The organism is Klenkia marina (assembly GCF_900101025.1).
In the GTDB taxonomy this organism is placed as follows: Bacteria; Actinomycetota; Actinomycetes; order Mycobacteriales; family Geodermatophilaceae; genus Klenkia; species Klenkia marina.
In genome coordinates, this window is the sequence record NZ_FMUH01000007.1 from 1 (window position 1) to 11,725 (window position 11,725).

Below are 11,725 nucleotides of genomic sequence, written 5' to 3' on the forward strand. Positions count from 1 at the left end.
AAGCTGATAGGCCGCGGGCCCATCCCCAGCCGAAAAACTTTCCACACAACCCCATGCGAGGAAGCGTGAATATCCGGTATTAGCACCAATTTCTTGGAGTTATCCCAGAGCCGGGGGCAGGTTGCCCACGTGTTACTCACCCGTTCGCCACTAATCCACCAGCAAGCTGGCTTCATCGTTCGACTTGCATGTGTTAAGCACGCCGCCAGCGTTCGTCCTGAGCCAGGATCAAACTCTCCGTAGATGAATTTCGATCCAAGGCCGAGAACCAAGAGTTGGCACTCTCGATATCAATCAACCCAACACCCACCCCCCAAAAGGAGGCGGGGATCAAACATATGGCACTGACTTTCGGCACGCTGTTGAGTTCTCAAAGAGCGGACGCGCAGAACCTCCGGCCGTTTCCGGCCTTCGCTTTCTGGCGGCTACTACACGTTACTCCACGATCCGAGTTCGTCAACCCCGGGGGGTTTCGCTCGCGGTGTCGGCCTCGCGGCCTTGCCGGTGTTTCGCGGTGCAGGGAGAACCATACACGGCTCTCAGAGAGTCGTGCAGGGGGGTCCCCGCAGGGGGGTCCAGCTCCCCTGCGTCGAGCCCCGCACAGGCCGTCGAGCAGGCCGTACGCAACCGTCAGGCCACGCCGCGGGGTCGGAACTGCACGCTCACCCGCGGCCCGACGGGCTTGGCCGTCTTCGGGACGCAGTGCTCCCACGTGCGCTGACAACTGCCGCCCATCACGACCAGATCGCCGTGCCCCAGCGAGAACCGCACCGACGCACCGCCGCCGACCGGCCGAAGCATCAAGGCTCGGGGCGAGCCGAAGGAGACGATCGCGACCAAGGTGTCCTGGCTGCGCCCCCGGCCGACGCGGTCGCCGTGCCAGGCGACGGAGTCGCGCCCGTCGCGGTACAGGCACATGCCCGCCGAGACGAACGGCTCGCCCAGCTCGGGCAGGTAGTGGGCGTCGAGCGCCCGCCTGGCCTGGATCAGTGCGGGGTGCGGCAATGCTTCGCCGGCACCGAACCACCGGAGCAGGCGGGGCACGGCGACCTCGCGGTCGTACATCTGGCGCCGGTCGGCCCGCCACCCGATGTCACCGAGGAGCACCTCCAGCACCTCGTCGGACCTCTCGACCCAGCCGGGTAGGTGGTCCACCCAGGCGCCGTGGGCCAAGCGGTGCCGGACGACCCGCCCCGCGAGCGGCGTCGTCGCCGCCGTCGTGCCGATGTCCCACATCGAGGGCTGGTGCGCCACGGTCATCCCCGCAGCCTAGACCGGGTTTCGAACAGGTGTGCGAAAGTCTGTGGACAACTTTCCTGGGTTTCGAACAGGTGTGCGGAACCCTGTGGACGGTGGATCAGGCGGACAGGGCCAGCACGAACGGCAGCACGCCCGGGGCCCCCGCGCGGCGCAGTTCTCGACCGGCCACCGTCATCGTCCAGCGCGAGTCGGCCAGGTCGTCGACGAGCAGCACCGGACCGTCGGCACCGGCGAGCCGTTCGCGCAGCTGCTCCCCCACGGTGATGCGCTGCCACACGCCGGCCAGGCGGAACGCCGAGTTGCCTCCCGGCCCCCCGGTCGGGCCGCCGTGCTGCAGCTCGAGCTCCCCGAGGTAGGGCAACCGGCCCATGCGCGACAGCGCCTCGGCCACCCCGCGGACCAGGGCCGGCCGGCGACGCGACGGCACCGACACCACGGCGACCGGGCGGTCGGCCCAGTCCCAGGCCTTGAGCACCCGCGCGCAGGCCTGCACCAGCTCGTCCGACGGCGGTGCGTCGTGGCCCCGTTGCAGGGGCCCGCGGTGAGCCTGCGCGTCGTCGGGGGCAACGGGGTGCTCCTGCCGGCGAGCCACGTCGAACGCGGCATCGGGGTCCTCCTCGAGCGGCGGGGCCTCGAGCTCCTCGGCCAACGTGGCCACCCCACCCACTCCGTCGTCGCCCAGCAGGGTGCGCAGGCGCTGCCCCCAGCCCAGGTCGGTCAGCCGGGCCACGGCCCGGCCGGGCAGCACCTGCTCGTCGGGCGAGATCTTGCCCTTGACCTGCACCCCGAGGCGGTCGGCACCGGTGGGCCACTGCGCCCGCGGCGGCAGCTCGACCCCGGGCCGGTCCAGCCGGGCGGTGGCCGCCTCGGCGGCGTCGGCGGGCACGTCGGTGGCGTACCAGGGCCCGGCGCAGACGTCGCAGCGACCGCACGGCGCCGCTGTCGGGTCGTCGAGCGCCGTCTGCAGGAACGCCATGCGGCACTCGGCCTCCTCGACCGGCCGCGCGTAGGCGATCATCGAGCGCTGCTCGGCCTCGCGCGTGCGGGTGACCCGGGCGTAGCGGTCGGCGTCGTAGACCCACGGCACCCCGGTGGCGCGCCAACCGCCCTGCACCCGCTCGACCGCGCCGTCGACCGAGAGCACCTTCAGCAGGAGCTCGAGCCGGGAGCGGCGCACGTCGGCCACGGTCTCCAACCGGGCGACCGACCAGGCCTTGCCGTCGGACATGGCGCCGAGCACGGCGGCCGCGTGGTCCTCCCGGGGCATGGACGAGGTGGCGAACCACTGCCAGATCGCGAGGTCCTCGGGGCCGGGGAGGAGCAGGACGTCGGCGTGCTCGACGGCGCGGCCGGCGCGGCCGACCTGCTGGTAGTAGCTGACCGGCGAGGACGGCGCCCCCAGGTGGACGACGAACCCGAGGTCGGGCTTGTCGAACCCCATGCCCAGCGCCGAGGTGGCCACCAGCGCCTTCACCCGGTTCTCGCGCAGGGCCTCCTCGGCCTCCTTGCGGTCGGCGTCGTCGAGGCGGCCGGTGTAGGCGCGGACGTCGTAGCCGGCGTCGCGGAGCAGTGCCGCGGTCTCCTCCGCCGCGGCGACGGTGAGCGCGTAGACGATGCCGCTGCCCGGCAGGTCACCCAGGTGGGCGGCCAACCACCCCAGCCGGGCGCGGTCGGTGGGCAACCGGAGCACGCCCAGCCGCAGCGAGTCGCGGGCCAGCGGGCCGCGCACCGTGGTGACCTCGACACCCCCGGTGCCCAGCTGCTCGGCGACGTCGGCCACCACCCGCTCGTTGGCCGTGGCGGTGGTGGCCAGCACCGGGGTGCCGGCCGGCAGGCGCCCCAGCAGCTCGCGGATGCGCCGGTAGTCGGGGCGGAAGTCGTGTCCCCAGTCGGAGACGCAGTGCGCCTCGTCGACCACCAGCAGGCCGCAGCGCTCGACGAGGTCGGGCAGCTGCTCGTCGCGGAACCTGGGGTTGGTGAGCCGCTCGGGCGACACCAGCAGGACGTCGACGTCGTCGGCGGCGAGGCGGGCGGCGACGTCGTCCCACTCGGTGGCGTTCGCGCTCGAGATCTCGACGGCCTTGATGCCCGCCCGGGCCGCCGCGGCCACCTGGTCGCGCATCAGCGCGAGCAGGGGGCTGACCAGCAGGGTGGGACCGCGGCCCCGTCGGCGCAGCAACGCGGTGGACACGAAGTAGACCGCCGACTTGCCCCACCCGGTGCGCTGCACCACCAGGGCCCGTTGCTGGCGCTCGACCAGCGCGGACACCGCTGCGTCCTGCCCCTCGCGGAAGACCGCATCGGGGCGGCCGGTGAGCTCCCGCAGCACCGCCAGGGCCTCGTCGGCGAGTGCGGTCTCCACCACGGCGCTGCTCATGGGACCGACAGTAGGCACCGGGTCCGACACTCCGGGCCCGGGAGGCGGGACCTGTGGACGGCGGGGAAGATGCACGGTGATGCTGCCGCCGGACAACCACGTGCACAGCGAGTTCTCGTGGGACACCGGGCCCTGGGCCTCGATGGTGGAGGCGTGCGAGCGGGCCGTGCGCGTCGGGCTCCCCGCCGTCGCGTTCACCGAGCACCTGGACTTCACCGTCTGGGCCGCCGAGGACCGGGCCACCCGCGACGGGATCGTCGACCGGCACCCCGCCCACCAGCAGCCCATCGACGTCGAGGCCTACGCCGCGTCGATCGCCGAGTGCCGAGACCGCTTCCCCGAGCTGCGGGTGGTCTCCGGCGTCGAGGCCGGCGAGCCGCACCTGTTCGCCGGCAGCATCGCCGCGCACCTGGCCGCTGCCCCGGTCGACCGGGTGCTCGGCTCGCTGCACTCGCTGACCGACGGCGACCGGCTGGTGGGGGTCAGCCGCATGCTCACCGCCTCGGGCGCCGACGCCACGATGCGGCGCTACCTGGGCGAGATGGCGCAGATGGTCCGCGACAGCGACGTCTTCGAGGTGCTCGCCCACGTCGACTTCCCGCGCCGCTACTGGCCCGGGGGCTCGAACCGGTACGCCGAGCAACCGTTCGAGGCCGAGTACCGCGAGGTGTTCCGGGCCCTCGCCGAGACCGGACGCGCGCTGGAGGTCAACACCACGAGCCCGCTGGCCTCGGTCGAGCTGGTGCGGTGGTTCCGCGACGAGGGCGGCTCCGCGGTGAGCTTCGGCAGCGACGCGCACACCCCCACGGCCGTGGGTCAGCGCTTCGACCTGGCGGTGGACGTCGTCGAGGCAGCCGGGTTCCGGCCCGGGCGCGACCGGTTCGACTTCTGGCGTCGATGAACGAACTACTTCACCGCTAAGAGAAATCCCGCTAGGGTCTGCGCATGACCTCGCAACGACGCGTCGTGATCGCCCTGGGCGGCAACGCGATGACCGGCCCCGACGGCTCGGCCACGCCGGCCGCCCAGCGGGCCGCCATCGCCGTCGCCGCCGGGCACGTCGCCGGCGTCGTGGCCACCGGCGCCGAGGTCGTGGTCACCCACGGCAACGGCCCCCAGGTGGGCAACCTGCTGGTGAAGAACGAGCTCTCGGCGCACGAGGTGCCCCCGGTGCCGCTGGACTGGAACGTGGCCCAGACGCAGGGCACGATCGGGTTCACCGTCGTCGACGAGCTCGACGCCGCCCTCGCCGCACGCGGCCTCGCCCAGCGGGCCACCGCCCTGGTCACCCGCACGCTCGTCGACGCCGACGACCCCGGGTTCAGCGAGCCCACCAAGCCGGTCGGCCGCTTCCTGCCGCGCGAGCGCGCCCAGCAGTTCGTCGACCTCGGGCAGAACTGGGAGGACCGCGGCGAGAAGGGCTGGCGCCGCGTCGTCGCCTCGCCCGAGCCCCGCTCGGTGCTCGACTCCCCCGCGATCCGCGCCCTGGCCGGCGCCGGGTTCGTCGTGGTCTGCGCCGGCGGCGGGGGCATCCCCGTCGTCGACGACGGCCAGGACGGCGCCGCACTGCGGGGCGTCGAGGCCGTCATCGACAAGGACCTCACCGCCGCGCTCATGGCCGCCGAGCTCGGCGCCGACACGCTGGTGATCGCCACCGACGTCGACCACGTGATGGTCGACTTCGGCACCCCCGACTCCCGGCCCCTGGGCCGGGTCACCACCGCCGAGCTGCGTGCGCACGCCGCAGCCGGCCAGTTCGCGCGCGGCAGCATGGGACCCAAGGTCGACGCAGCTCTCCGCTTCGTCGAGGGCGGGCCCGGCCGTCGCGCCGTCGTCACCTCGCTCCAGAACATCGCAGCAGCCGTCGACGGCGACGCCGTCGGCACCGTCATCACCCACCACGAGGAGTCCTGATGCCCGCACCCATCGAGGTCCGCAAGGTCCCCCTGCACAACGTCAGCGACGCCTCCGAGCTGGCCAAGCTCATCGACGAAGGCGTCATGGAGGCCGACCGGGTCATCGCCGTCATCGGCAAGACCGAGGGCAACGGCGGCGTCAACGACTACACCCGCATCATCGCCGACCGCGCGTTCCGCGAGGTGCTGATGGAGAAGGGCACGCGCAGCGAGGCCGAGGTCAAGCAGATCCCGATCGTGTGGTCCGGCGGCACCGACGGCGTCATCAGCCCGCACGCCACCATCTTCGCCACGCTGCCCGAGGACGCCGTCGAGAAGACCGACGAGCCCCGGCTGACCGTCGGCTTCGCGATGAGCGACGTCCTGCTGCCCGAGGACATCGGCCGCATCTCGATGGTGGAGAAGGTCGCCGAGGGCGTGAAGCGTGCGATGGCCGAGGCCGGCATCACCGACCCCGCCGACGTGCACTACGTGCAGACCAAGACCCCGCTGCTCACCATCGAGACCATCCGCGACGCCAAGTCCCGTGGCAAGGACACCTACTACGACGAGCCGCACGGCTCGATGGACCTGTCGAACGGGACGACGGCCCTGGGCATCGCCCTGGCCCTCGGCGAGATCGAGCTCCCGAAGCAGGAGCAGGTCATGCGCGACTTCTCGCTGTTCTCCGCCGTCGCCTCCTGCTCCTCGGGCGTCGAGCTCGACCAGGCCCAGATCGTCGTCGTCGGCAACGCCCGCGGCCAGGGCGGCAACTACCGCATCGGCCACTCGGTCATGAAGGACGCCCTCGACCAGGACGGCATCTGGGACGCCATCCGCGAGGCCGGCCTCGAGCTGCCCGAGCGCCCGCACGTCTCCGACCTCGGCGACAAGCTGGTCAACGTGTTCCTCAAGTGCGAGGCCGACCCGACCGGCTACGTCCGCGGCCGCCGCAACGCGATGCTGGACGACTCCGACGTGTTCTGGCACCGCCAGATCAAGGCCACCGTCGGCGGCGTCGCCGCCTCGGTGACCGGCGACCCGGCGGTCTTCGTGTCCGTCGCCGCGGTGCACCAGGGCCCCTCGGGCGGCGGTCCCGTCGCCGCCATCGTCAAGGCCTGATCCCCCTACGCGAGCGGCCCGCACCCCGACCGGGGTGCGGGCCGCTCGTGCGTCCGCGGGGCGCTCAGGCGACGGTGGTCTCGAGGGCCACCGGGATGTTGCCGCGGGTGGCGTTGGAGTACGGGCAGACCTGGTGGGCGGCCTCGACCAGCTTCTCCGCGGCGGCCTGGTCGATCCCGCCGCCCAGCTCGACGTGCAGGGCCGCCTCGAGGCCGAACCCGCCCTCGCCGTTCGGCCCGATGCCGATCTCGGCGGTGACGGCCGCGTCGACCAGGTCGACCTTCTCCTGCCGGGCCACCACCTTGAGGGCGCTCAGGAAGCAGGCGGCGTAGCCGGCGGCGAACAGCTGCTCGGGGTTGGTCGCGCCGCCCGCGCCCCCCAGCTCGACCGGGGTGGCGAGGTCGTGGTCGACCAGGCCGTCGGAGGAGCGGGTGTGGCCGTTGCGGCCGTCCCCGGTGGCGGTGGCGATGGCGGTGTAGGCAGCGGGCACGGTGGTTCCTCCAGGGGTCGCGGATGATCTCCGCAGACAGGAAGGCGGGGGCGCCGGCGACTGTTCCCGCTGGTCAGCCGACCGTGCTCACCGTCACCCGGTCGACGCCGGCGGCGACCAGCTCGGCGAAGTGGGCGGGGTCGTCGTCGGGCTGCCACACGGCGAACGCCGCCGAGAGCACCGCACCCGCGGTCTCGGTGAGCAGCCGGGCCCCGAAGGGGTCGTCGGGCAGCCGCCGCCGCGACCAGGCCCCCACGGCGCCGCCGACGTAGGCGTGCGCGGAGCGGACGTAGGCGTCGAGCTCCGGGTGCTCGGCGACCAGCCGACGCCGGACGGCGAGCGGACCGACCTCACCGGCGGCGAAGGCCACCAGCACGCCGCGGAGGGCCGGCCACGCACCCGCCGTGGTGTCGGCGGCCTCCAGCAGGGCCGCCAACCGCTGCTCGGCGTCCGGCTCGGGGTCGAACAGGGCTGCGGCCTTGGTCGGGAAGTGGTTGAAGAAGGTGCGGCGGGACACCCCGGCGGCAGCGGCGACGTCGTCCACCGTGACGGCGGCGAAGCCGTGCCGGCCCACCAGGTCGACGGCCGCGGCCTGCAGGGCCAGCCAGGTGGCCCGTCGCTGGTCCTCGCGAGCAGGCACGGTGCGCACCCTAGCCCGGCACCGCTAGGGTGACCCCGCTCACGTTGCACTCAGTGCAACCAACACGCTCGGGAGGCGTCATGGCGGGTCGGATGGCAGGGAAGGTCGCGCTGATCACGGGGGCCGCGCGCGGGCAAGGTCGGGCGCACGCCGTCCGGCTGGCGTCGGAGGGGGCCGACGTCATCGCCGTCGACGTCTGCGCCCAGCCGGTGACCACGCACTACGCCGGCGCCACGGCCGACGACCTCGCCGAGACGGTGCGGCTGGTCGAGGCCCAGGACCGGCGGGTCGTCGCCCGCCAGGCCGACGTCGCCGACTTCGCGGGGCTGTCGGCCGCGGTGTCCGAGGGCGTCGCCGAGCTGGGGCGGCTGGACGTCGTCGTCGCCAACGCCGGCATCTGCTCGGCCGGCAACAGCTGGGAGATCACCCTCGAGCAGTGGAACGAGACCGTGGCGGTCAACCTGACCGGCGTCTTCCACACCTGCAAGGCGACCATCCCCACCCTGCTCGAGCAGGGCACCGGCGGCTCGATCGTGATCACCAGCTCGGTGGCCGGGCTGCGCGGGTTGCCGTTCCTGTCGGCCTACGCCGCCACCAAGCACGGCGTGGTCGGCTACGCGAAGTCGTTGGCCAACGAGCTGGCGCAGCACCGCATCCGGGTCAACACGGTGCACCCGCACGGTGTCGCCACCGGCATGACCGTCGACGACCTGGGCCCGCTGATCGCCGCGCACGCGCAGACGCTGGCGCCGATCTTCATGCAGGCGCTGCCCGACCAGGTGTCCGAGCCCGAGGACATCGCGAACGCCGTCGCGTTCCTCGCCAGCGACGAGGCCCGGCACGTCACCGGGATCCAGCTGCCCGTCGACCTGGGCACGCTCATCCGCTGACGGGCCGGGCCCGCGCCGTCCTCAGGCGAGGGCGGCGCGGGACTCCTCGGCGAGGGCGGCCACGGCCTGCTCGAAGCAGGCCGCCGGGGGCTGCACCAGGCCGGCACCGACCTGGCCGGTGCCGGCGACCCGACCGGCCATGCCGGTGTTGATCTGCGGCAGCCAGCCCGTGCGGGCCACGCTCAGCACGTCGATGCCGGTCGGGGCGCCGCGGAAGCCCAGGATCGGCACCTGCATGGCCGGGTTCTCCTGCAGGGTGATCTGGTACATCCGCTCGGTGGTGGCCAGCGCGTCGGGCACGGTGCCGCCGACGAAGCGCACGATCGCCGGGGCAGCAGCCATGCAGAACCCGCCGATGCCGTACGTCTCCATGATCGCGGAGTCGCCAATGTCGGGGTTGGCGTCCTCGGGGCCGTAGTCGCCCAGGAACAGGCCGACCGGGGTGTTCGCGGGGGCGGTGAACCAGCGGTCGCCGGTGCCCGCCGTGCGGATGCCGAACTCGGTGCCGTTGCGGGCCAGCGTGGTGACCATCGTCGAGCCCGGGATCGAGCCCACGGCGTCCATCGCGAGCTTGGCGCTGGGCATGCCCAGGTTCAAGAAGAAGTGCTCGTTGCCGCCGATGAAGCGCAGCACCTCGGCGATGTCGTCCTTCGGGGCGTCGACGGCGACGATCGCCGGCGACAGCTCGCGCAGGGTCATGAGCGAACCGGCGCGGTTGCGGTTGTGCGCCTCGTCGCCCATCTGCAGCATCTGCGCCAGCACGCCGGTGACGTCGAGCGGCTCGGGCCGCGACCGGACGGCGGCCTGCAGGATCGGGCCCATCACGTCGGTCATCCAGTGCAGCCGGGTGATCACCTCGGGGCCGTAGGCGCCCATGCGCAGCACCTTGCCCAGGCCCTCGTTGAGGTTGCTGAACGCCTGCCGGCCGTCGGTCGGGTCGGTGAGGCACCACATCCACATGGACGGGCTGGTCACCCCGGCCATCGGGCCGACGGCGCGGTGGTGGTGGCAGCTGTCGAGCTCGACGCCGCCGGAGGCGAGCAGCTGCTCGGCGGCCTCGGGGGTGTCGGCCCAGCCCTCGAAGAGGCAGGCACCCATGAGCGCTCCGCGCATCGGGCCCGAGGCGGTCTCCCAGGTCAGCGGCGGGCCCGAGTGCAGCAGGATGCGGCCGGACAGCCCGAGGACGTCGGACGCCGGCCGGACGTCGGTCAGGGTGGACCGGCTGGCCAGCACCCGCTCGACGGCGACCCGGTTGGCCGCGGCGCGGCGCGGGTCCAGCGCCAGCTGGGTGAGGTCGTCGGCGGACCCGATCGTCGGCGGGCGCCACTCGACGTCGGTGACGGCCACGCCCTGGGCGCGCAGGGCGTCGGAGAACACGTCGACGCCGGCGGCCACCACGGCCGGGCGTCCGCTCAGCAGGTTGCTCACTTGGAGGCCCCGATCAGGTCGAGCGCGAACCGGGTGGCCGCGGAGTTGGAGGCGAACACGTGCGCGCCGGCGGCGGCCAGCGCATCGGCCTGGCGGGACCACCCCTGGGGGTCGCCCTCGGTGCCGACCAGCGCGACGACCACCGGGAAGGCCAGGTCGCGGATGGCCGGCACGAGCGCGCCGGCCGGGTCGGGGTCGGCGCCGTACCCGAGGACGACGTCCATGAGCAGGACGGCGGGCTCGCCGCTCGCGGCCAGGCCAGCGACGGCCTCCAGCCGCAGCGTGGGGTCGATCATCGGGTGCGCCCGGCCCACGGTGAGCGCGTCGTCGCCGAAGTCGACGACGACGTGCCCGGTGGCGCCGAACTCGGCGCCCAGGTCGAGCTCGGGCTTCAGCGGGGTGTTGCTGCGGACGTCGCCCAGCGCGGGGGCGGCGACCAGCATCGCCTCGTCGGCCAGGGTGCCGCCGGAGTAGAAGCCCTTGAGGACGGCGCCCGCGGGGGTCGGGCGGTCGGCGCCGGCGCGGGTCGGCCAGGCGGGGACCTCGGTGCCCATGTCGCGCAGCAGGGCCTCCACCGCGGCGGTGAGGTCGGGGCTGTCGGCGCTCAGGGCTGCGCTGGAGAAGACGGTGCCGAGCTCGGCCGCCGTCCGGGTGACCTCGGCGGCCACCTCGGGGGCCGGCGGCTTGCTGACCAGCAGCACCCGCTCGGTGGCGTCGTCGGCGTCGAGCATGCGCAGCGCGTCGAGGGTGGCCAGGCCGCCGACGGCGGCGGACAGGTCGCGCCCGCCGGTGCCGAGCACGTGGCTGACGCCGACGCCGGCCATGTCGAGCAGGCAGCTGACCTGCTGGGCGCCGGTGCCCGACGCGGCGACCAGGCCGACCGGCCCGGGGCGGACGACGTTGGCGAAGCCCAGGGCGACGCCGGAGACGATCGCGGTGCCGCAGTCGGGGCCCATGACCAGCACGCCGGCCTCGTGGGCGGCCTGCTTGAGCGCGACCTCGTGCTCGACCGGGACGCCGTCGGAGAAGACCAGCACGCTGCGGCCGGCGGCGACGGCGTCCATCGCCTCGGCGACCGCGTACGGGCCGGGGACGCTGATGACGGCCAGCGGGACGTCCTGGTCCTCGCCCATGGCGAAGCCGAGCGTGCGCGGGGGGATGGCGTCGGCCGAGCCGCGCTCCTCGCGGGCGGTCAGCGCGGCCTCGACGGCGGTGACCGCGGCGGCCAGCTCGGCGTCGTCGGTGGCCCGCAGCGCGATCAGCAGCTGGTCGGGCTTGGGGTCGCCCTCGGGCGAGAGGCCCATGCCGGCGGCGAGTTCGAGGTTCAGCGGCGTGGCCATGGCGACCAGGACGGCGACCACGCCGTCGCGGGCACCCACGGTCTTGCTGACCTGCATCAGCTTGACCGAGTCGGCGTAGACGCCGCTGCGGAGGGAGACGTGCACGGAGTCGCTCACGGCTGCGACGCTACCCGGAAAGTATTTCAGCGGTAAGGGAAATCTCGTGGCAACATCACGGGTACGAAGATTTAGCGCTGAGGTACTTCCGTTGTGTCGGTGGTGGGTGTCACAGTGGCCGCGCCCGGTGGGATCGAGCCCACCGGAGAGCGTCTGCGGCCACGAA

The 11,725-nt window shown here is 73.4% G+C and carries 10 protein-coding genes and 1 rRNA gene; 4 read left to right on the plus strand and 7 right to left on the minus strand.

What is annotated here, in order from left to right; genetic code table 11:
- The 3 genes from BLP29_RS17750 to BLP29_RS17760 all read right to left on the minus strand — a co-directional run.
- A 16S ribosomal RNA gene (locus BLP29_RS17750) occupies window positions 1-244 on the minus strand; the annotation flags it as partial.
- Window positions 245-630: 386 nt separating this feature from the next.
- Entirely contained in the window at window positions 631-1,260 is a 630-nt protein-coding gene (locus BLP29_RS17755; RefSeq protein WP_092807055.1) for an alpha-ketoglutarate-dependent dioxygenase AlkB, read from the minus strand.
- Window positions 1,261-1,357: 97 nt separating this feature from the next.
- Complete coding sequence (locus BLP29_RS17760) at window positions 1,358-3,637, minus strand: RecQ family ATP-dependent DNA helicase (RefSeq protein WP_092807057.1); 2,280 nt, start codon at window positions 3,635-3,637, stop codon at window positions 1,358-1,360.
- Window positions 3,638-3,716: 79 nt separating this feature from the next.
- Between BLP29_RS17760 and BLP29_RS17765 the strand changes: the two genes are divergently transcribed.
- Genes BLP29_RS17765 through bar form a run of 3 tightly spaced genes read left to right on the plus strand, consistent with a single transcriptional unit; the run spans window position 3,717 to window position 6,654 of the window.
- Window positions 3,717-4,538, plus strand: a complete 822-nt coding sequence (locus BLP29_RS17765) for a PHP domain-containing protein (RefSeq protein WP_092807059.1) — start codon at window positions 3,717-3,719, stop codon at window positions 4,536-4,538.
- 44 nt (window positions 4,539-4,582) lie between these two features.
- Window positions 4,583-5,551 (plus strand): carbamate kinase, encoded by a 969-nt coding sequence (locus BLP29_RS17770; RefSeq protein WP_092807061.1) that lies wholly within the window; start codon window positions 4,583-4,585, stop codon window positions 5,549-5,551.
- A complete protein-coding gene (gene bar / locus BLP29_RS17775) occupies window positions 5,551-6,654 on the plus strand; it encodes a barbiturase (RefSeq protein WP_092807063.1) in 1,104 nt (367 codons plus the stop codon). The genes BLP29_RS17770 and bar overlap by 1 nt, the downstream gene beginning before the upstream one ends.
- Before the next feature lie 64 nt (window positions 6,655-6,718).
- Here bar and BLP29_RS17780 read toward each other — a convergent pair whose 3' ends face one another.
- Together BLP29_RS17780 and BLP29_RS17785 are read right to left on the minus strand one after the other, a co-directional pair.
- Window positions 6,719-7,144 carry an organic hydroperoxide resistance protein gene (locus tag BLP29_RS17780; protein WP_092807065.1) on the minus strand — a complete coding sequence of 142 codons (426 nt, stop codon included), beginning with the start codon at window positions 7,142-7,144 and terminating at the stop codon, window positions 6,719-6,721.
- 73 nt (window positions 7,145-7,217) lie between these two features.
- The gene (locus tag BLP29_RS17785; RefSeq protein ID WP_165839434.1) at window positions 7,218-7,784 is read right to left on the minus strand and encodes a TetR/AcrR family transcriptional regulator; all 567 of its coding nucleotides are present in this window, start codon (window positions 7,782-7,784) and stop codon (window positions 7,218-7,220) included.
- A gap of 92 nt (window positions 7,785-7,876) precedes the next feature.
- Between BLP29_RS17785 and BLP29_RS17790 the strand changes: the two genes are divergently transcribed.
- Window positions 7,877-8,674 (plus strand): mycofactocin-coupled SDR family oxidoreductase, encoded by a 798-nt coding sequence (locus tag BLP29_RS17790; protein ID WP_279385466.1) that lies wholly within the window; start codon window positions 7,877-7,879, stop codon window positions 8,672-8,674.
- A gap of 21 nt (window positions 8,675-8,695) precedes the next feature.
- On the opposite strand, the gene BLP29_RS17795 is transcribed toward BLP29_RS17790, so the two are convergent.
- Both BLP29_RS17795 and BLP29_RS17800 read right to left on the minus strand, forming a co-directional pair.
- Window positions 8,696-10,102 carry a YlbE family protein gene (locus BLP29_RS17795; RefSeq protein WP_092807071.1) on the minus strand — a complete coding sequence of 469 codons (1,407 nt, stop codon included), beginning with the start codon at window positions 10,100-10,102 and terminating at the stop codon, window positions 8,696-8,698.
- On the minus strand, window positions 10,099-11,559 hold the full coding sequence (locus tag BLP29_RS17800) for an FdrA family protein (protein WP_243470074.1): 1,461 nt from the start codon (window positions 11,557-11,559) through the stop codon (window positions 10,099-10,101). Before BLP29_RS17800 ends, BLP29_RS17795 begins: the two co-directional genes overlap by 4 nt.
- Window positions 11,560-11,725: the final 166 nt, after the last annotated feature.

Coding starts and splice junctions, on each gene's coding strand:
- BLP29_RS17760 (WP_092807057.1), bottom strand. CDS start 3,637: ATGAGCAGCGCCGTGGTGGAGACCGCACTCGCCGACGAGGCCCTGGCG.
- bar (WP_092807063.1), top strand. CDS start 5,551: ATGCCCGCACCCATCGAGGTCCGCAAGGTCCCCCTGCACAACGTCAGC.
- BLP29_RS17765 (WP_092807059.1), top strand. CDS start 3,717: ATGCTGCCGCCGGACAACCACGTGCACAGCGAGTTCTCGTGGGACACC.
- BLP29_RS17770 (WP_092807061.1), top strand. CDS start 4,583: ATGACCTCGCAACGACGCGTCGTGATCGCCCTGGGCGGCAACGCGATG.
- BLP29_RS17790 (WP_279385466.1), top strand. CDS start 7,877: ATGGCAGGGAAGGTCGCGCTGATCACGGGGGCCGCGCGCGGGCAAGGT.
- BLP29_RS17755 (WP_092807055.1), bottom strand. CDS start 1,260: ATGACCGTGGCGCACCAGCCCTCGATGTGGGACATCGGCACGACGGCG.